21 protein-coding genes are annotated in these 20264 nt (G+C 55.6%); 17 read left to right on the forward strand and 4 right to left on the reverse strand.

All coding sequences use genetic code 11. The features are described from left to right. The 5 genes from QMP16_RS22995 to QMP16_RS23015 all read left to right on the forward strand — a co-directional run. On the forward strand, window positions 1–228 hold a 228-nt coding region (locus QMP16_RS22995; RefSeq protein WP_282154308.1), incomplete at its 5' end, for a hypothetical protein. A 285-nt stretch (window positions 229–513) separates the two neighbouring features. After that, the gene (locus QMP16_RS23000) at window positions 514–1269 is read left to right on the forward strand and encodes a 5-oxoprolinase subunit B family protein (RefSeq protein ID WP_282154309.1); all 756 of its coding nucleotides are present in this window, start codon (window positions 514–516) and stop codon (window positions 1267–1269) included. Beyond that, window positions 1266–2264: a biotin-dependent carboxyltransferase family protein gene (locus QMP16_RS23005; RefSeq protein ID WP_282154310.1), complete on the forward strand. Its 999-nt coding sequence runs from the start codon at window positions 1266–1268 to the stop codon at window positions 2262–2264. The genes QMP16_RS23000 and QMP16_RS23005 overlap by 4 nt, the downstream gene beginning before the upstream one ends. 12 nt (window positions 2265–2276) lie before the next feature. Then, window positions 2277–3038, forward strand: a complete 762-nt coding sequence (locus QMP16_RS23010) for a LamB/YcsF family protein (RefSeq protein WP_282154311.1) — start codon at window positions 2277–2279, stop codon at window positions 3036–3038. Window positions 3039–3183: 145 nt separating this feature from the next. Further along, window positions 3184–4431 carry a hypothetical protein gene (locus QMP16_RS23015; protein WP_282154312.1) on the forward strand — a complete coding sequence of 416 codons (1248 nt, stop codon included), beginning with the start codon at window positions 3184–3186 and terminating at the stop codon, window positions 4429–4431. Window positions 4432–4490: 59 nt separating this feature from the next. On the opposite strand, the gene QMP16_RS23020 is transcribed toward QMP16_RS23015, so the two are convergent. Together QMP16_RS23020 and QMP16_RS23025 are read right to left on the reverse strand one after the other, a co-directional pair. Continuing rightward, window positions 4491–5876, reverse strand: coding sequence for a D-alanyl-D-alanine carboxypeptidase family protein (locus tag QMP16_RS23020; protein WP_282154313.1), 1386 nt, complete (start codon window positions 5874–5876; stop codon window positions 4491–4493). Window positions 5877–6156: 280 nt separating this feature from the next. Then, window positions 6157–6858, reverse strand: a complete 702-nt coding sequence (locus QMP16_RS23025) for an HAD family hydrolase (RefSeq protein ID WP_282154314.1) — start codon at window positions 6856–6858, stop codon at window positions 6157–6159. Window positions 6859–6949: 91 nt separating this feature from the next. Here QMP16_RS23025 and clpS point away from each other — a divergent pair, with 91 nt between their 5' ends. Genes clpS through hemF form a run of 4 tightly spaced genes read left to right on the forward strand, consistent with a single transcriptional unit; the run spans window position 6950 to window position 10016 of the window. Next, window positions 6950–7291 (forward strand): ATP-dependent Clp protease adapter ClpS, encoded by a 342-nt coding sequence (gene clpS, locus QMP16_RS23030; protein WP_058271961.1) that lies wholly within the window; start codon window positions 6950–6952, stop codon window positions 7289–7291. Between the two features lie 31 nt (window positions 7292–7322). Next, window positions 7323–8288 (forward strand): class I SAM-dependent methyltransferase, encoded by a 966-nt coding sequence (locus QMP16_RS23035; RefSeq protein ID WP_282154315.1) that lies wholly within the window; start codon window positions 7323–7325, stop codon window positions 8286–8288. Between the two features lie 37 nt (window positions 8289–8325). Beyond that, the gene (locus tag QMP16_RS23040) at window positions 8326–9126 is read left to right on the forward strand and encodes an SDR family NAD(P)-dependent oxidoreductase (RefSeq protein ID WP_282154316.1); all 801 of its coding nucleotides are present in this window, start codon (window positions 8326–8328) and stop codon (window positions 9124–9126) included. Window positions 9127–9131: 5 nt separating this feature from the next. Continuing rightward, window positions 9132–10016 carry an oxygen-dependent coproporphyrinogen oxidase gene (gene hemF, locus QMP16_RS23045; RefSeq protein ID WP_282154317.1) on the forward strand — a complete coding sequence of 295 codons (885 nt, stop codon included), beginning with the start codon at window positions 9132–9134 and terminating at the stop codon, window positions 10014–10016. Window positions 10017–10020: 4 nt separating this feature from the next. Here hemF and QMP16_RS23050 read toward each other — a convergent pair whose 3' ends face one another. Beyond that, window positions 10021–10431 (reverse strand): hypothetical protein, encoded by a 411-nt coding sequence (locus tag QMP16_RS23050; protein WP_282154318.1) that lies wholly within the window; start codon window positions 10429–10431, stop codon window positions 10021–10023. A 245-nt stretch (window positions 10432–10676) separates the two neighbouring features. Here QMP16_RS23050 and QMP16_RS23055 point away from each other — a divergent pair, with 245 nt between their 5' ends. From QMP16_RS23055 to QMP16_RS23085, 7 genes are all read left to right on the forward strand, one after another. Next, window positions 10677–11123: a toxin-activating lysine-acyltransferase gene (locus QMP16_RS23055; protein ID WP_282154319.1), complete on the forward strand. Its 447-nt coding sequence runs from the start codon at window positions 10677–10679 to the stop codon at window positions 11121–11123. A gap of 1 nt (window position 11124) precedes the next feature. Further along, window positions 11125–11511: a VCBS domain-containing protein gene (locus QMP16_RS23060; protein WP_282154320.1), complete on the forward strand. Its 387-nt coding sequence runs from the start codon at window positions 11125–11127 to the stop codon at window positions 11509–11511. Window positions 11512–13032: 1521 nt separating this feature from the next. Then, complete coding sequence (locus tag QMP16_RS23065; protein WP_282119868.1) at window positions 13033–13386, forward strand: hypothetical protein; 354 nt, start codon at window positions 13033–13035, stop codon at window positions 13384–13386. Window positions 13387–14298: 912 nt separating this feature from the next. Then, the gene (locus tag QMP16_RS23070; RefSeq protein WP_282119867.1) at window positions 14299–15498 is read left to right on the forward strand and encodes a DUF1611 domain-containing protein; all 1200 of its coding nucleotides are present in this window, start codon (window positions 14299–14301) and stop codon (window positions 15496–15498) included. Further along, complete coding sequence (locus tag QMP16_RS23075; RefSeq protein WP_282154321.1) at window positions 15495–16616, forward strand: alanine/ornithine racemase family PLP-dependent enzyme; 1122 nt, start codon at window positions 15495–15497, stop codon at window positions 16614–16616. Before QMP16_RS23070 ends, QMP16_RS23075 begins: the two co-directional genes overlap by 4 nt. Before the next feature lie 49 nt (window positions 16617–16665). Continuing rightward, complete coding sequence (locus QMP16_RS23080; RefSeq protein ID WP_282154322.1) at window positions 16666–16878, forward strand: hypothetical protein; 213 nt, start codon at window positions 16666–16668, stop codon at window positions 16876–16878. A 119-nt stretch (window positions 16879–16997) separates the two neighbouring features. Beyond that, complete coding sequence (locus QMP16_RS23085; protein WP_282154323.1) at window positions 16998–17279, forward strand: hypothetical protein; 282 nt, start codon at window positions 16998–17000, stop codon at window positions 17277–17279. Window positions 17280–17508: 229 nt separating this feature from the next. On the opposite strand, the gene QMP16_RS23090 is transcribed toward QMP16_RS23085, so the two are convergent. After that, window positions 17509–19455 (reverse strand): DUF3604 domain-containing protein, encoded by a 1947-nt coding sequence (locus tag QMP16_RS23090; protein WP_282154324.1) that lies wholly within the window; start codon window positions 19453–19455, stop codon window positions 17509–17511. 251 nt (window positions 19456–19706) lie between these two features. On the opposite strand from QMP16_RS23090, the gene QMP16_RS23095 reads away from it, so the two are divergent. Next, entirely contained in the window at window positions 19707–20096 is a 390-nt protein-coding gene (locus tag QMP16_RS23095) for a sulfatase-like hydrolase/transferase (protein ID WP_282154325.1), read from the forward strand. Window positions 20097–20264: the final 168 nt, after the last annotated feature.

Below are 20264 nucleotides of genomic sequence, written 5' to 3' on the forward strand. Positions count from 1 at the left end.
TCAGCGCGCCCGCCTAAATCATTCCCTAAGATGCCCACCGTCTCTCCGATGCGTCCGGCTGTCTCTCCAACCCGTCCAACCGTCTCTCCGGCCCGTCAGCGCCGCCTCAGCAGCGCCGGTGAAGGGGGTTCTAAGGTTTACCAAACAAAGCCGCAAGCAGAAAATGACGTCCTGGGCGATTTTTTTCCATCTTTCCGCTTAACCGTTATTTATCAATATCTTAAGTGACGCTATGTACCCCCTCGAACGGCGATCTCATCAGTTGAAATACAAGTCGTACCTACACCTGCCTGCGCCTCCAGTAATCGTACCCCTATATATAGACAGGGCGACCCATCACACCACAAGACTCAATCGAGTCGGAAGCGATTCAATGAGTCGGAACCGGCCTAAAAAACCATGCTGGCACTCAACTCAGGTATAGAATCCGCGCATCTCTACCCTCGCCGGGCTTGCGCATTGGCCCGGGATGCTGTGTGGTCGCCTCTGTAAGATGCCCGGGTTAGCCGTGAAATGACCACCAATACAGCCGACATGTTTCCACGCATAAGTACCGTAGGCTATGACGGCCTTCTTGTTTCCTTTGCCGATGCCATGGCCGAACCCTCGAACCGGGCGGCACTGGCCTTTAGGGGCGCAATCGACGCGGCATCCTGGGACGGTGTTGTCGAAACCTCAGCATCCCTTGCATCGGCATATCTGAGGTTCGATCCCGACAAACTGCCTCGCACTGAAATCCAGGATAAAGTGCGACACCTACTTGCACAGCAAAATTGGTTTGAGGCACCACTGCCTGCCGGTCGCAGGTTGTGGCAAGTCCCGACAGTTTATGGGGGCGAGCTTGCTCCGCAACTGGACGAGGCAGCGGCAGCGGCGGGGTTGGATTCCATGGAGGCCGTTCGGCGGCTGAGCGACACAAAGGTACGCGTATTAACCATCGGCTTTGCACCGGGGCAGCCGTATCTTGGTCCGCTTGGTCCTGAGTTCAATATTCCACGCCTGAAGGAACTGACTCCTATGGTCCCAGAGGGGGCCTTGGTATTGGCAATTTCCCAATTCGTACTGTTCTCGGGCCCCACTCCGACCGGTTGGCGGCACGTGGGCCAAACCGCATTTCGTTGCTTTCGCCCTGACGCACCGCAGAGCTTTGCGTTGAAGCCAGGGGATGAAATGCAGTTCCTGTCCGTTTCGCGCGACGAACTGGAAAGCATCCGTGCCAACAACTCGGACGGCTTAGGCGGGGCCACCTGCGAGGAGATCGCGGGATGAGCCTGATTGTTCATCGCATTGGCCCGGCCTGCACCATACAAGACCAGGGTCGTGTCGGGTATCTGGATCAGGGGCTGTCCCGATCCGGCGCCGCCGATCAGCTGGCCCTGCACGAGGGCGCAGCGTTGCTGCGTCAAAGCCCGGAGCTTGCAGCCTTGGAAGTGGCTGGAATGGGTGGCGAGTTCGAGGCAACGCAATCTCTCGGCATCGCTCTGACAGGTGCTCCGATGCAAGCCAGCATTGATGGCGCACCTGTGGTCTGGAATGCGTCGCACCAGATGGAAGTCGGGCAGCGGCTGGTGATTGGTGCTGCGACGCGCGGGACCTATGGCTACCTGCATGTCAGCGGCGGGATCGCGTCCGAAGCCTTTCTGGGATCACGCTCGGCGCATTTGACCGCCAAGATCGGAAGCACCATTCGGACCGGAGATACATTGCCAGTCGCTAGCGGATCAGGCGTGACGGGCATGAAACTCAACCCGGATGATCGCTTCACGGGTGGCGCTCTACGCGTGATCGCCAGCTTTCAAACCCCCCTGTTTGATAAGGAAACGCTGGACCGCTTTGTGCAAACCGAGTTTCGGCGTGGCAGTCGGGCCAACCGAATGGGGATGCAGTTGGATAGCGAGGGCGAAGGTTTCGCGGCCCAGGGTCAGCTGAACATTCTGTCCGAGGTCATTACCCCCGGTGACATACAGATGACCGGAACAGGCAGCCCATTTATCCTGTTGCCTGAATGTCAGACCACCGGAGGGTATCCCCGTATCGCGACGGTTCTACCCTGTGACCTACCGCGCGCGGCACAAACCCCGGCGGGCGGGCAGATCAAGTTCGAATTCGTGTCACTGGACGAGGCCACAGCCCTGCAAACCGCCCACGAAGCCGAACTTGCCCGGCTACCTATGCGGGTCGAACCGCTGGTCCGCGATCCGCATGACATCCCGGACCTCTTGTCCTACCAATTGATCGGCGGAATGATCTCTGCCACCGACTAAGGAGTATCACCCATGCCAAGCGTCGATCTGAATGCCGATATGGGCGAAAGCTATGGCCCATGGAATATGGGCGATGATGAAAGTCTGCTGAAAATTATCACATCCGCCAATATCGCTTGCGGCTTTCATGCCGGCGACCCGGACGTCATGGCCAAGACGATGACCTTGGCCGCCAAAAACGGCGTCGGGATAGGCGCGCATCCCGGCTTTCCCGACCTGCAGGGCTTTGGCCGGCGCAACATGAAAGTACCCCATGCCAGCCTGCGCAATCTGGTGCGTTATCAACTAGGGGCGGCAATCGGAATGGCCAAGGCCGTTGGCACCGAAGTGCGGCACCTGAAGCTGCACGGGGCGCTGGCCAACATGTGCTCGGTCGATATCGACATGGCCCGAGCCTGTTATCAGGGCGCGCTGGATGTCGATCCGGGCATCATCATCATGGTTTTGGCCGTTACCAAACAAGAAGAAGCCGTGCGCGAACTGGGGTGCAAGTGGGTCGGCGAGATCTTTGCGGACCGGGCCTATAACGACGACGGAACCCTTGTCGACCGCAGCATGCCCGGCGCGGTTATTCATGACCCCGAAATTGCTGGACCGCGCATCCTGAACATGGTGCGCGAAGGTGCCATCATCACCGAGAGCGGCCAGCGGCTAGAGACATCCATCGACACGATCTGCCTGCATGGCGACGGCCCAACCGCAGTACAAATCGCCCGTTCGGTTCGCACATCCCTGATCGACGGCGGGGTCGATGTGACAAAATTCATGCGATAGAAAGAAGGGCGTAATCCTGACGATCTATCCTCTGACTGTTGCCTGTATGGAATACAGACCCTAGCATGCCTGACAAGTGCATGTTCTGAATACCACAATTCCAAGCAACGCCATGCCGAACCGGTATAGGCAAAGAGGTTGGCCAATGTCTTTCGATCTGATGAATTACGAACCGCGCGGCGACAAAAAGAACTCTGAGTTCTTCCACCAATATCTGCCGATGATCTACGAACGCCGCCAAAGCTCGGGCGTGGCGGATCAGGTCGGGGCGATGCAGGCGATCGTCATTCAGGTTGAACCGGACGCTGTGTTCGACACGCTGATCGAACTCTATGTCATGACACCTTACCGGCATACAGCCAGCTATCTGGGCCAGACGCACAAATTTGCGGTGCTGCATTCGCACTCCGATTATCCCGCGATGATCGTCATGGCTCCGCTGAGCGCGACCTTCGAGGACTTTATCCCACGCATTAACCGGATGTACCCGCTGGCCCGCAACACCCCCCAGACCCGCTATGTCGGAGAGATTTATGGCGCCACGGACCTCAAGACCCTGGCCAAAACGCTTGAAGATCAGAACATCAGGTTTGAGTACAAGGGAGACACCGAAAACCCGTTCTACACTTCGGACGGGTTCAGATTTACGTCTCCGTCCGATTTCACCTGTAACAGGGTTGGCTACTCATCCCTGGATTTCAACGAAACCGACAGCCTTGGATTGGGTGACCGGATATTGCTGAGCAATGACGAACAGGCGCGGCTGGATCAGGCGGCGGCATTCGGGGCAGACAGCAAAATCGCGCCTTTGATGCTGGGGGTCGACCACCTTGCAACACGCATTCTGGCCGGCGAGCGTGAGGACGCGATCCTCGAGTTTCTGACCATGGTGCCCTACTACTTTTGGGGCGCGTACAACATCTTTGAGATGAACTCGTCTACCAATGTGAACCGGAACGCGAATGTCGACGATGACAAGAAGTCCCCCGCCAAGGTCTTCACCGCGAACAACACACCCTCCTTCGTCAATTCCTTTGAACAGCTGCCGATGCCAACCGAGGATTTCGTTCGGAACTTTGGCCGTCGCCTGCACCACATGGCAATCGAGATCCAGGACGGCGACCACGGCGCGGGTGAAAAGAACGTCGATTTTGTGGTCAACACACTCAAGAATGAAGGTGTGCCGTTCCTGGCCCATGTGGTGGGCGAGTGTAAGGATGATCCGAACCTCAAACAGATCTTCTCAAAGCACTCGAAGTACACGCTGTTGATCACCGAGTATATCGAACGCTGCCACCACTATGACGGGTTCTTTACCAAAGATAACGTTGCCGCCCTGACCGCTGCGGCGGGCCAGGATGAACAATACGAACACGGCCACGTCTTCGACTGACAAAAAAAGGCTGCGAGTTTCCTCGCAGCCCAGATCCATTCAGGAGAGTATGTCGAGCCTTATGACGGCCCGATCATGAAACAAGTCACATTCCGGGCCTGCAACCGGCGGCAGGCCAGATCGGCCTGTTCGCGGGTCATGCCCTGAAATGTCGCGTCGAAGCCGCGCGAGCTTTGGTTCACCTTGCGCAGCGTGCCTTCCAGAGTGGTCATTTCCGACAGGGCCGTTTTCAGCAAAATCTTTTCCGCCTCATATCGGGTGGTATAGCGGCCAACGTTCACGCCCCATAGCCGTCCGCCCGATGTTGACAGTCGGGTCACAATCTCTTGCTCGGGTTCGGGCTGCACTGCCGGATCGGTCGAGGCCAGAACCAGGTCGGCCGGGCGCGCAGCGGGGCGGGTTGCGTCGCCATCACCAGACGGTTGGATGTCGGCAGCTGCAATCGCCGCAGCGATTCCGTCCTTGATACGCGTACCGTTTTTGGCAGCCGTCTCAGCCACAGTGCCAGCAACCTGAACTGCGGCACCCGGTCCAGGGCGCAGAACGGGGCGCAGACTGGATTTTGGCGCAATGGTCAGGGCCGCGACGGTTGCGCCCAATCCCGCGTTCCCGGCATAGGTGGGGCGGGCCGGCTTGCGGATCGGGGCACGCGAAGGGGCACGGCGGAATCCCATGTCCAACAACTCAGCGACTTTTGCATTCCGCGATGCGCCGGATTTGCCGCCAAAGACAGTCGCGATGATGCGTTCGTCCTTGCGTTTGGCCGATGCAACCAGGTTAAAGCCAGCCGCCCGCGTGTATCCGGTCTTGATCCCGTCCGCACCTTTGTAAGCTGCCAACAGGCGACGGTTCGTGTTGGGAACCGTCTTGATCCCGGCATGCGTGGATTGGCGCGAGAACAGGTTGTAATACTGCGGATAGTCATAAAGCAGGTGGCGACCCAAAGTGGTCATATCCCGCGCGGTCGACAAGTGACCTGATTCCGTCAGGCCATGTGCGTTCTTGAACGTTGTGCGGCTCATACCCATGGCCTTGGCCGTGCGCGTCATGCGACGGGCGAATGCGGCTTCGGATCCACTGATCGCGATGCCAATCGCCGTGGCCGCATCATTGGCGGACTTCACGGCAGCCGCCCTGATCAGATATCGGAACGCAATGGTTTGTCCGGTGCGAAGGCCCAGCTTCGAAGGGGGTTCAGAAGAGGCCTTTTTTGTAATCCGAACGGGCGTGTCCAAGGTGATCTCACCATTCCGCACCGCCTCGAATGCAATATAGAGTGTCATCATCTTGGTCAGAGAGGCCGGATGCAGTCGGGTGTCAGCATTGCGCGAATGCAAAACCTCGCCTGTCCGGGCGTCAATGACCATCGCCGCATATGGTGCCGCAAATCCCTGCAACGGCGCGAAGGAGAGCAGCCACAAGAATGCTATAAGAAATAAGCCCATCCGGGCCGGAACTGTCCGCCGAACCTGCACGATCTTTGCCTCTGTCTACCTCAGGCCGCCGGGTTTTCCCGGTCAGCGTTAATTATTCTTATTATCGATAAGGCTAACACAGAGACCCAATGAAATAAACCGAAAGCGTGCAAATTCGCTGTTTTGTTAAGGGTCCGAACCGACACTACATGTAGACGCGCACAGCCCGCAACCTACCACATCCACGCAAATTGAACCCCTTAACGTAATTCCCACCTCGTTTTTTAAAAACTGAGACCAATTGGCAACATCAACTTAGGCGCTGAACCAGATCAGCAAGTTCGCCCAAATCCCGCATCTCGCGATAGCGCGGATTGCCCGCAGGGGTTTCGGCCTTTTCGATCTCCCAAACCAACCCATGGGGCACATAGACGCCCCAACACCCGGCCTGAATTGGGGCGACGACATCGGACCGCATCGAATTACCTACCATCATTGCAGATTCGGGTCCGTCACCATGCCGCGCAAAGATATCGCGGTAGGTTCGCGCTGACTTTTCGGACACGATTTCGACCTCGTCGAACAACTCTCCCAGACCGGATTGCGCCAGCTTTCTCTCTTGATCGATCAGGTCGCCCTTGGTGATTAGAATCACCCGATGCGTATCAGTCACCGCTTCGATGGCCTCTCGCGCGTGGGGCAAAAGCTCGATCGGGTGGGCCAGCATGTCCTGCCCCGCTTCGACCAACTGGCGGATAACCGAGGCTGGAACACGGTCGTCGGTCACTTCGATTGCGGTTTCGATCATCGACAGGGTGAAGCCTTTGATTCCGTAGCCGTAGTGCCGGATATTGCGTTTTTCCGCAGCAAGCAGCCGATCCAACAGGTGATCGCGATCAGCTTGATCGGCCAGCAATTCCGTGAAATGGGTCTGCGTCAGTTTAAAAAACCGCTCGTTGTGCCAAAGCGTGTCGTCGGCGTCGAACCCAATTGTGGTCAGCGCTTTTTCCATTTCGATTACGTCCTGCTGGCTCTTTTCTCTGGCCCCATGCACGTTATATAACCGATCAGACAAACCGAAGCCTGAATCGGACAAAGGCGCAATGACTGAACACAAATGGATGATGTCTGACCAACCGGACAACGACGATGATCCGTCGCTGTTGGTACAGACGCGCCCTAAGACCAAGCGCCCGCCGTTGTACAAAGTACTGCTGCTGAACGACGACTACACGCCGATGGAATTCGTGGTGCATGTGCTGGAGCGTTTCTTTGGCATGACCCATGCCGAGGCGTTCGAAATCATGTTGATCGTCCACAAGAAAGGCGTCGCCGTGGTTGGCGTGTTCAGCCATGAGATCGCCGAAACCAAAGTGGGCCAGGTCATGGACTTTGCCCGCAGGCACCAGCACCCCCTGCAATGCACAATGGAACGGGAAGAGTAAGGCCGCCTAGCCTTCTCTCTCATATTTGCCGATGTCCCCTCGTCTTGATCTTGCCCTGCAAAGCGGCCTTGAGCTGTCGCAACCACTCAGCGTGCTTGGGCCGACATCCAACTGCGATCTGTCGGCCCTGCCGCGTGAAACGCAGGTTGTGCAGCCATTCAAACCGTTTCACGACCACTTTGCCGGACAGGGCTTTGCCGCTGTGCCGGAAGCCCACGACCCTTGTCAGGATGCCATCGTGATCCTGCCCCGCGCCAAGGCGCTGGCGCGCAGCATGGTGCATCAGGCCTGTCAGCGGGCCAGGGGACTGATTGTCATAGACGGTGTCAAAACCGACGGCGTCGATAGCCTGCTGAAAGACATCCGCAAACGCGTTGACGTCGAAGGGCCCATCGCCAAGGCGCATGGCAAGATCTTCTGGTTCCAATCCGCACCCGAGGCTTTTGCCGACTGGGCCGCCCCGGACAACCAGACAGTCGATGGCTTTCGGACCGCGCCCGGCGTGTTCTCGGCTGATGGGATTGACCCTGCCTCGGCCCTGCTGCTGGGCGCATTGCCCGAAAAGCTGGGCGCAAGGATCGCTGATTTGGGCGCTGGCTGGGGGTATCTCACAGCCGGTGTGCTAAAGGCCGCCAAACCGCGCGCGTTACATCTTGTCGAGGCTGACCAGATCGCCCTTACCTGCGCACGCGTCAATTTGGTCAAGACCTGCGCGCAGTTCCACTGGGCCGACGCCGTCACGTGGAACGCGCCGGAACCGTTGGACACGGTGATCATGAACCCTCCGTTCCACACATCGCGCTCCGCCGACCCTGAGCTGGGTCAGGGCTTTATCAAATCCGCAGCTCGAAACCTGACCCGGAGCGGCAATCTGTGGATGGTCGCAAATCGCCACCTGCCCTACGAGGTCACGCTGGCCGAGAATTTCGTACAGGTTCAAGAGGTATCCGGCGACAATCGGTTCAAGGTGTTTCACGCCTCTCGCCCTCGACGGTGATCCCGGTTAACCTCTGCCGCAAATCAGGAGACAACGCATGTCCTTTTCCATAGCCGGCAAGACCGCCATTGTCACAGGCAGCGCCAATGGTGTCGGACTGGCCATCGGGCGCCACTTTGCGGATGCCGGCGCCAATGTCATGTTCGCCGACATGGACGAAAAACGGCTGTCCGACGAGCTTGGCGCACAGGCCGATGACAGCAACATCCGGTTTTTTGCTGGCGACCTGCGGGAAAAGCTGACCATCGCGAACCTGCTGTCTGCCACGCTTGATGCGTTTGATCAGGTGGACATCCTGATCAATGGCGCGCGGCAGGTGATCCCGTCCGATCCGCTGGACGCGGACGACGATTCCGTGCGCATGCTGCTCAATCAGAACCTGATGCCCTCGCTGCGTCTAAGCCAGGCGGTCGCCAAACGCATGATAAAACAAGCAGGTGACACTGACGAAGGCCCCGCCGGGTCGATCATCAACCTGTCGTCAATCGCGGCGCGGCGCACCCACCCTGATCTGATGGCATATTCCGTATCCACCGCCGCGTTGGATCAAATGACACGTTCACTGGCCGTTGCACTGGCCCCGAAACGGATCCGCGTTAATTCCATCGCGCTGGGATCGGTCATGAGCGCCTCGCTGCAGTCCACGCTCAAGGAAAACCGGGACTTTCGCAACGATATCGAGAGACATACGCCCTTGGCCCGGATCGCAGCCCCGAACGAACTGACCGAAACGGCACAGTTCCTGGCCTCGGATGCAGCCGGCTTCATCACCGGACAAATTCTGACAATTGATGGCGGCCGCACCTTGCTGGACCCCGTCGCAGCCCCGGCCCATTAACCCCCATGTTCGATACCGAAAAATCAACCGCCGCCGCGTGGTTCCGCCAATTGCGCGATGAGATTGTCGCCGCGTTTGAGGCACTTGAAGACACCCACAGCTCTGGCCCTCTTGCAGACGCAACACCTGGCCGGTTCGAGGTCAAGGAAACCAAACGCCAATCCGAGGACGGCAGCGATGCGGGCGGCGGGTTGATGTCCGTGATGCGTGGCGGGCGGGTCTTCGAAAAGGTCGGCGTCAATGTCTCGACCGTATACGGCACCTTGGGTACGCGGGCGCAACAGGCCATGGCGGCGCGTAAGGGGATACCGGGGATGACCGAAGATCCGCGTTTCTGGGCGTCGGGCATCTCTCTGGTCGCGCATATGCAAAACCCGCATGTACCGGCCGTTCATATGAACACCCGCATGTTCTGGACCCCGCACACATGGTGGTTCGGCGGCGGTTCGGACCTGAACCCCTGCATCGAGTATGATGAGGACACAGCGCATTTTCATGCCACCCAAAAGGCGCATCTGGATCAGCATGGTCCCGGCCACTACCCCCGCCTGAAAGACTGGGCTGATGAGTATTTCTATATCCCCCATCGCAAGCGCGCCCGAGGCGTGGGCGGGATATTCATGGATGACTATTGCACCGGAGACTGGGCTGCAGATTTTGCGTTGACCCAGGATATTGGTCGCGCATTCCTGCCTGCCTTCCTGCCATTGGTGGAAAAGCGCCGAGTCCAGGAGTTTGATGAGACGGCCAAAGACACGCAACTGGTGCATCGGGGCCTTTATGCCGAATACAACCTCGTCTACGACCGGGGCACAAAATTCGGGCTGGAAACCGGCCATGACCCGGATGCGGTGCTTATGAGCCTTCCGCCAATGGCAAAATGGGTCTGATAAATTAGCGGAACCCAAAATCCAGGAAGTTGTCAAAGCAATAACCCTGCGCGGAGCCCGCCGACATGTTCTCACCCACACGTTTTACGGTGACCGAATATCCCGGCGTGGTATCGACACCATCGGGCGGGGTGAGTGAAAACTGCACCGTGCGCACGCCTTTTTCGTAGGCCCGGACAATATAGATACGCTGAGTTGCTTTGGTTCTTAGGCTGCGAATAGCAAAGTCACCTATCCCGCACCAATACGAGACCGGGGCCGAAGACCCGCTGACGGCGACCTCGTATACACCGTTGTTCATAGGCGTGACTGTGGTTTTAAAACCCGGGTAAGCGCCGATTCCGATCCCAATTCCCTGTGCAAATACAGGCGGCACCGCAAATGCTGCCAGGGCCGCTATTTTCAAAACTCGCATAATGGCAATTCCTGTTTCGAAACACTTATTCAAGATCATACCGGACACGTGGTCCGAGTAAAGCGGCACCATTTTCGGGAATTTGGCCGACAGGACCCCGACACAAGAATACAGGCAAAACAGTATCATTTTGGGTCATAAGCAATTAGGATCAAGGTATATTTTGGCTGGGGTTTGTTTTGGGCAAAGCGTTTCCAAATGACTGGTTTGATATCCCGTCCGAAAAATACGCGGATTTCGGCGCCATGTTCTATCTTGCATCGCTGACCAATACACACAGACCGCGCACCCTTGGGCAGGTGCTGTATGCATTTGAAACGCCTTTTCGGCTGAACCAGTACCACATTTTCCGACAGAACGGTTTCCCGCGCGGGTTTGTGACCTTCGCGGGCCTCAGCCCCGAAGCCGAGCGTCGGTACTCCATTCAGGAAAAGCCGCTGAAGGACACGGACTTTGCCAGCGGCACGTCCTTTTGGATCGTCGACCTTGTGGCCCCGTTTGGACAGACCAACCAGATCGTCGACATACTGAAAAAAGAAATCCCCCACCCCCGGGTCCGAACCAATCGGATGGACAGCGATCTGACCCGAAATCGCATCGTGGAGTGGACCCGCGACGACGCGGGGGGCGTACACATGAAGCTTTACCGGAAGAAAGAATTTCGTGAGGTCCTAAAAATGGAGGGGTCTTGAAATGGTATCGATCGTAGGGACAACAACTGGCTTTGTAACCGGAGACCCTCCAAATGTGGCAACCGGAGATTTGGGTCTGGACGGCTTTCCGCTGTCGCAAAACTGGACCATATCTCAACAATCGGTGCTGGGCGTCGCATCCATTGATCCCAATACCGGCGAGTGGACCTATACGGTCAACCAAAGCGATTTTGACGATATCCCGTTTGGAGATATCGTCACCGATACCTTCACCGTGCAAGTCACCGGGCTTGAATTTGACGGTTTACTTCGTAAACGTAGTTTCCGGCTTGCACGTAATATCCATTGCGCCGTAATCCCCACCGGCTGGGATCATCGATTCGGGTATACCCATCATAAATGTAGTCCCCACGTCGGTATTTTTTAGCCTGTCCTGGCGGTATGCACGGGACCGCATTTTTCGCCAAGCCTGGTGGACAATGTCAGGATTTGGATTTCACATGGATTGGCGGCGTAGCGCCAACTCCACTAGCTTGCCCTGTGTTATGGTTCCACAAACTGGGGTTTGCTAAAACAGGTAGTATTTTTTCGCCTGGCCATGGGCCTATTGCCACAGACAAAATCGGGCTTCATTCGATGCGTGGAGAGCAGATGAAGCGAACTGTGATAGATGATTATCATCCGGTTTTTTTAAGCAATTTGTCCGATTCAATGGCCGCTTTGGAATAGTGTAGCATTTGCTTTGCACCGCAGCGAACTTCCGCATTCCGCCCTCATTAGAATAACAACGCGATCTGGCGCAAAAAGTACCGGCGCGGCCTGCACCGCCGCACTTGCTTTTGGGGCCGCAGGATTTGGACAAGCCAAACGCCCCTAGCCATCAGGGGTAAGGCGCTGCCTTCCCCCTCGGGCAACCCCATTAGACAAAACCGTGTCCTCGGCCACGCCTGCGGGCCGCACCACTATTGTCGAATAGCATTGCCTCGCCCCCATCCGCGTTCGCCACGTGGCAGATCAGCAGGAACAGGCGCCTTCGGCGACTGATCTGCAAATCAGCCCTGATTTTCCCAAAAGGAAGCCAGGATCAATGAAATCGGTCTGGTTACTGGGTGAAGGAAGTGAGGCGAAAATGGCAAGGTTCTGTCGCTGGTGGCAGAACTATGTGTCGCCTTACAAAGATACCAATGGCCGACCGAGGAGCAACTCTATATTCTTTGTAACTATCTTTGAAATTTTTATAAAAATATCCGCTTCAAGATGCATATCACTAAATATACCACACTGAGCATAAGAACTGGCGTTTCAAAGCCTCAAGTTCGAGTATGACGGAACGACCGGTAAAACGTATATAACAGACACTCTCGCAAAGTGCAGCGAACGTCTGCATCGAGCCCAAACTACATGTTTCTGTGATGCAGCGAATGTCGGCTTCAGAGTGGCATACTAAGAAGGTTGCATAAGTGGCTACGGATTTGCCGATACACAAGGCGAAGGCTGGGTTGTAACCAATTCTTTCATCTGTATCGGGGCCGTGAAAAAAGCGTTAAGCCCATGAACGTTGTAATACCGTCGCCAAGTGGTTATATACACGCCACTAAGGTTCTGGTTTTCTGCGGCCTAGGCGTATCGCCTGCCAGAGTAAACTAAGTTCTTCCATCATGAAAATTCAGCTGTCACGTCCTCTACTTGGATCTGATGTTTGGGAAGGTTGCCGATGTTTTCGCGCACAACCACATCGCTTGTGACGTTTGTTGATCCGTTTTGGTGATCAGACGCACCGTCGGTTTGCCAAAGAACCACAACGCAACCGTTGATCAAACGAGCTTCCGGTAGGCCCGAACTGCGCCTATCGGTCATCGCGGCTTGGGAATGGCCCTAGCGCGAGAATAAGAATGCGCAAAAAGACACAAAACAGCGCGGCGGCGCTTTCTCCGCCAGAGGATCTAAAATGACATTTCCAGAATGGACGAAACCAGGCATCTACGGTGCTTTGTGTGGTGCGATTGCGGTCTCAATCCTTGGCTTTACCTGGGGCGGGTGGACAACCAGCGGTGGCGCTCAAGAATTGGCGAAGGACCATGCAAGCGAAGAAGTGACGCTCGCGATGGTGCCGGTTTGCCTGAACAGGTCAGCTGCTGACCCCAAGCGCGAAGAAATAATCGTAACCCTCCAAGAGGCCTCGGGCTTCAGTCGCCGCAAGGCTATGATGGATACGGGTTGGGCTACGCTGCCGGGATCGGAAACGCCAAGCCGCGACCTTGCAGATGCCTGTATCGCGGGGCTTGCGCTGGATGGATCATAACTCAAAGGCAATGCCGCAACTCTGTCAGGCGATCTGGGGAGCGCATCCGTCACCAGGCATTCAGATGATTGCGGCTCTGATTGTGCTCCCAATCTGTGCTCTGCTTCTGTTTTCAACGCCTGCATATGCTCAATCCACATCGCAACCTGTGCCTGAAAATGCCACTGCAAAGAGCTACGGTGACGGCTGGAAATGTAACGCCGGGTATAGGCTGAGTGGCGATGTCTGCGCCGTTGTCATAGTGCCAGCAAATGCGTATCCGACCAACCGCACCTATGGCTCTGGTTGGGAATGTCTTCATGGTTTTCGCAAGACCGATGATACGGCCTGTGTTGCGGTGATTGTACCTGATGGCGGATTTCTTGGCCCATCAGGTGAGCGCTGGCATTGCTCGCGGGGTTTTCACAAAGTTGACGACGCGTGCCTAGAAATTGTCGTGCCCGCAAACGCTTATCTGGCCGCTACTACCTATGGGCCAGCATGGAAATGCAAACGGGGGTTCGAAGCATCGGACGACCTTTGCGTCGCCATTGAAGTCCCGGCCAACGCGTATCTGAATTCATCAGGATACGGCCGACCCTGGACATGCGAACGTGGATACTTTGTACAGGATGGATCGTGCGCGCCCGTTGTGATCCCTAAACATGCCTACTTTGACGATTCAGACTACGGCACGGGATGGAAGTGCGAGCGGGGATACGCAGCCTCAGGTGCGATCTGCGAAATAATAGACCTTCCTGCGAATGCCCATCTAGGAAGGTCCGGAAACCGTTGGGAATGCAATAAGAATTTCAAGCTGTCTAAAGGTCTGTGCGTTCTCAATAACTGAGCGCGCGGCACGACAATTTCGACTTAAATACCCGATGGTAACGGCAGCGTTGCCTTCGGCGTCGACCACAAAAAGGAAACATCATGAAAACCGACTTTAGCGCGGCTAACACTATCCGTCGCCCCGTCAGCGGTGCACAAGCGCCGCCATCGACCAGCGATAAACCCGTAAGATCGACCTCTGCCACTCAGATCGTCTTGCCGCCAACTGCGATTATCTATTGCCAAGGTAACTTCGCCAACATTGATGGCAAAACTGCAAATGGCCTTGTTCGTCATTCACAGGCCTACAGGATCCTGTCTGTCATTGATGGCAATCACGACGGCGAAGACAGTGGGCGGGTTCTTGACGATGCAGTAAACCACATTCCGATCTTCAAAAGCTTGGACGCTGCTGTCGCCCATGAAACCGTCATCCCAGATACCCTCATTTACGGGATGGCACCCTCTACGGGGAGACTCTCATCGACAGATCGCGACGTTGTTCTCGACGCGATTTCACTTGGTATGAACATCGTCAGTGGATTGCATGAGTATTTGAGCGATGATCTCGAAATCGCGTCTTTTGCAGTCGAACGCAAAGTCACCATTCGAGATATTCGAAAACCTAAACCCAGCAAGGATATGCGTCTGTTCGATGGAAGTATTGCAGGTGTGAAGGCACTGCGCATAGCGATTCTTGGAACCGATTGCGCCATTGGAAAACGGACAACAGCGACCGTATTGGCCCGCGCCTTGAATGCAAGGGGCATCAAGACTGTTCTTGTTGGTACGGGCCAAACGGGTTTGATGCAGGGCGCAAAATTTGGAGTGGCAATGGATGCCGTGCCGCCGCAGTTCTGTTGCGGCGAGCTTGAAGGTGCGATTGTTGACGCTTCCGAGGCTGAACAACCCGATGTCATTTTGATTGAAGGTCAAGGAGCGTTGAGCCATCCGGCGTTCTGCACATCCGCCTTTATCCTGCGGGGCAGCCAGCCGGACGCCGTGATCCTTCAACACGCTCCAAAGCGCGCGCATCGCTGTGATTTTCCCAATATGTCAATGCCCAAGCCTGCAAGTGAGATTGCCCTCATCGAAGCGTTTGCTGACACAAAAGTCATCGGCGTCACGCTCAATCACGAGGGGATGTCTGAGGCCGAGATTACCGACACTATCGCCGCACAGTCACAAATGCTCGGGTTACCCGTAACGGATGTGCTCAGCCGGCCGGCATCGCATTTGCTTGCAATGGTTGTCGCCGCCTATCCTGGGTTGCATCAACCCACGCCTGTGGCTGCGATATGAGTACACCCCGCATTGAGGTGCATCTGAGCAAGATACGCCACAATGCAAAGACTGTGATCGGGCGCCTCAAGACTCGCGGCATCAGCGTCACCGGTGTGACAAAAGCAGTGTGCGGGCATCCAACCATCGCTCGGGCAATGTTGGATGGTGGCGCTGTGGGACTTGCAGAAGCGCGTCTTAGCAACGTGCGGAAGTTACGCAATGCGGGCATGGCATGCCCGATCACCTTGATCCGTACACCAACGCTGAGCCAGGTCGATCAAGTCGTCCAGTACTGTGAGGCAAGCTACAACACAGAGATCCTCGTGATTACCGCTCTGGCCGCCGCCGCGATCCGGAAGGGCTGTATTCACGGCATTATCCTGATGGTTGAGATGGGCGATCTGCGCGAAGGGATCATGCCAAAATACCTCGGCTCAATTGCGCAGCAAGTGGTGGATATGCCGGGTGTCGCGCTAAAAGGCATCGGAGCGAACTTCGCATGCCTGAGTGGAATTGCCCCGAATGCAGCAGACATGGACGCCTTGTCTGTCCTGGCGAATGACACAGAGGGGCAGTGTGGTCCCTTCCTTCAGACGGTATCTGGTGGTAACTCGGCCAACCTTCCTTGGGCCTTCAGTGGGCACCCAGCTGGTCGCATCAACGATTTGAGGCTGGGGGAAGCAATACTTCTGGGCGTTGATCCGGTTTCCGGAGATCAGATAGGCGGGATGTATACGGATGCCTTTACGCTTGTCGCCGAGGTCATTGAAACAGGGTCCAAACCTTCATCTTACCCTCAGAGCATCTGCGACCCGGTATTCAAAAGACTTCACCTTGTTCCAAAAAGTGGACAGAGCACACAATTAGTTCTCGCCATTGGTCAGCAAGATACGGACGTTTTGGGGCTTTCTATGCCTCCCAGAAACAGACTCATCGGTGCAACAAGCGACCATCTTGTCATCGGCACACCCCATTCGACACAAAACGTAGGATCGGAAATGAGATTCCAAATGAACTATAGTGCGTTGATGAATGCTATGTCCGCTCCTGACGTTCAGACAAAGCTGCTCCATCGCAGTCCTTTACGACACGCGCGTGTCTCTCAAGGACCAGGCAATCACCTGGCATCAATTTGAAATACTCAACTGACAAATGCGCCGTTGAAAACGGATAGGAGAATAACCATTGGCAAAGCTGAAAAAAACAACTGCCTTCAATGCACACGTTCCCAAGGCGGAAACGCCGATGGACAAAACAACGCGGGTCGTTAGGGAAATGGTCAACGAAGAAACAGAGCAAAGACAGATCAAGAACGCCCGGCTTCGCAAAACTCGGCTCGAAAGGGATGCGACGACTCCATCTGAAGCCTGCCCGCCGAAGCCCGCCAAAAAGCGGTGACAGGATCGTTGGCCCTCCTCTCCGCGCGACTTGATTGAGCGAAACACAAACAAAGTGGCTAGCGAGCACTGTTTATCTCATGCATCAGTAGCGCCCGCACTCGTTTCAAGGATATTGCTATGACACTCTCAGATGAGAGCTCAGAAAAAGTTCACTACATCTGCCAAACATATGTGGAACGGAAGCCAGGACGCGGAGGGCAAGGAAGCTTGAAAATTGGCAAGCAATTTGAATACTCCACGGCAGCGGAAGCACAAAACAGAGCAGAAAGAGAAGCGCAATCCGACGATTGCGCTGGCGCCGATGCCTACATGGTCAGTGAAGATCCGAACAGTGGCGAAGTCGGGTCGCCAAGTTTCCTCATTAGGCTTGGCAACGTCCCGGAATTTGATGAGTTTTAGATATTTTGGACGTGGGTTTTGCAAAGAAACTGGGCCATGAATACCAGAAAAAACGGTCATTGGTGCAAGCGCAGCGAAAGCTACTTTTGTCCGCACAGCGGTCGCTCGCGACATTTCGGCGAATGACCGCACCGAGCCTAAGCGGACGTTCGCATGAACGCATTAGCCTAGTGTTGCTGCGACAGGAACTGCCAGGCTTTCATCGCAACGACGTCGGATTAGGTATGTTTCACTTCTCGGGCGTATACCAAATTGGCGAAGTGTACGCGCGTTCCTGAGTTGAAGTCGGAACCTCCGCGGGAAGTTCGTCTCCGAACCGAACGGAGTCGTAAATAGTCCACCTCGGTGTGGGAATTTCCAAGACACGGGCATAGTAGAAAGCCCGCACTGAAGGATCGAACTCAGGGTCCGTCCAAACGGTGATCAGCTCTGGAGACCCAATGGAGTTGGTAAACGTGCCCGTAGCGACATCCACGGTATTCCCCACCGCTGGTAGATTTTCATCCGCATCAGGTTCTCGGTCTCCTGACCAAGCCACGTCATAAACCCGCTCTTCAGTTTCACCGCTGGCATTTAACCAACCTTTCACAATCTGGATACGGTCGAGATTGCCGGAGAACGGATCCTTCAGCGCAGCCACTAAGAAGGTTGGGGCGTCCGCGCCTTCGGTGGCTTCTGTGAGGTCCCCCCCCATCGGAACGCCTTTTTCGTATCCAATTTTGGCGGGCAAACGAGATCTCGCATCAGCTTCGGTAAAGTCCCAGGCACCAAAAAAACGGACCGCAATTCGACTACCGGTTGTCCCGTAAACTTCTTTCCGTTCCATGGCGTCGAATATGGCTTCGCGTGTGTTGTTTTCTGCCCAAACTGCTGCGTAGCCAGAGGCTGCCATTTCCCACCCGAGAATCCTCAAGGCATCGAACTCGCCAACGACATGCTGCCAACGCCTGGGTTCTGGTTCGACGCCAGAGTGTTTGCCAAAGAAGTTGTCTTCTGCCGCCGTTGCCAAAGCCGTATGGCTGTCGGTCGAGCCCACCACGCCAAATTTATACGGATTAGTACCCAGCTGAGCCTCTAGTTTAAGACCGTTCTTCAAGGCCTCACGGGCATACTCGTATTGGAGCATCCAGTCTTCCTTGGGCGTTGGGCCGAGGTTGGATTTATCCCAAGTTTCATAGTCTGCGAATTCATCGTTTGGGCTTAAAAACGGGTGCGTTTCTCCGTCACCTTTGATTTGGGTGATCTCATACATCGGCTCCCACTTGGCACGCCGCTCTGCGTAATCCGCCGTCAACGGTTCACCCGTTTCAGGGTTTGTCTCAACCGGAAACATCAGGCCGTTGGAAACGTTGCCGTTGTGGGCAAGGGCCAGTACACGACCGCCAGTCTCTTGCTCATATGTTTCCATCCAGTCCCATAGCCGTTCTGGATTGAAGGTTTCCGCGGTTGTGAAGGGCAGCATTTGCCGAGCGCGAATGGCATCATCCCGGTAGATCACGTTACGATGGAGGTTGTTTCCAGCTTCGGTGGACGTCCACTCGTATCCGATGAACGCAGTGAATGTGCCGGGCGCGTTGTGATGATCCGCAGTTTGCGTGAACTCGTCCCACACGGATTGTACAAACCTGCGATCTGAAACAGCCTCGGGAAGAGCATCCCCGGTGATGCCAGCAAAGGTTTCGATGACTTCCATTGTTGCGCCAAGCGCAACGTCTCCACCGGCGTTGAGACGTTCGTTCCAGTCTCGAAGCGTTGGGTCTCGCATCAGCGTGGAGTTCCCTGCCACGATTTCATTCATGGCCCCCATGGCATCTGAATGATCGGATACGACAAGCCAGTCGAGCGGACGCGACAACTGCACGCGTAGGCCGTGTGATGTGGTGACTTCCTCACCACGTGCAAACCTATAGGCATCGTCGGGGCTCAGAATGACTCCAAATCCGCGAGCATCGAGTGAATTTGACGTGTGCAGGTGAGTGTCACCCCAAAGTGGGCGTGTAGGAAAGTCTCGACCTGCATAAGGTGAGAAATCTGCAGGCGCGGGTTCACGCATATCATCGACCGATATGGTCATCTCTCCAACTTGCCCACCTTGTGCTGCCTCTTGAGCATTTGATGGGCTTGCTATGAATGCTGCGGAAACTATTGCCGTCGACGTCGTCAAAAAAAACTTCATTTGAACCTCCCAGCCGAGCTGAATGCCAGTCCATGGCAACATCTGATCCGGCTGTTCGTCAAGAAAAACAACGATTTTTCTGAGTTGAGTACAAGAAGTCCTGGAGGAGGTGCTACCAATCCCCGACCGCAGCTTCGCACGCTCCTTTGACTTCAGCCACTGAGAAAAGTACCCCAACGAGTGAACGTTCTTGACGAATGGTGACGTGTTTCTTCAGTCTTGAGCTCGTGATCTTGATTAGAGGCGATGTCATGAAGTGGTTATTGCGAACATTCCTACTGTCCTTATCTGTTCTATTTGCCACAGCTGCTTCAGCACAGGACAAACCCAACATCGTATTCATTTTTCTTGATAATTTTGGTTGGGGCGAACCTGGGTTTAATGGAGGCGGCATAATCCGTGGTACAGTGACTCCCGAGATGGACGCCCTCGCTGCGGAGGGACTACGACTCACGAACTTCAACGTGGAAAGCCAGTGCACGCCGTCCCGAGCAGCGACCATGACAGGACGATACGGTATCCGAAGCGGCAACCACACGGTCCCACTGGGAGGTGGCGTTTACGGTCCGACCCAATGGGAAATCACGATGGCCGAGATGCTGAAGGAGGTAGGATACAACACGGCCATGTACGGCAAGTGACATCTTGGGTGGACCGAGGGACGCTATCCAACGAGTCAAGAATTCGACGAATTTTACGGCGTGGAGACCACTGATGTTTCAGTCTAGCGCTTGAGCCTCCCCAACTGAACTGGTCCACCGTTATGTTTAGGAAACGGAGGATCAAAAATTGCAAACAAGAGACCGAAG

This window comes from Ruegeria atlantica, assembly GCF_947495585.1.
In the GTDB taxonomy this organism is placed as follows: Bacteria; Pseudomonadota; Alphaproteobacteria; order Rhodobacterales; family Rhodobacteraceae; genus Ruegeria; species Ruegeria atlantica_G.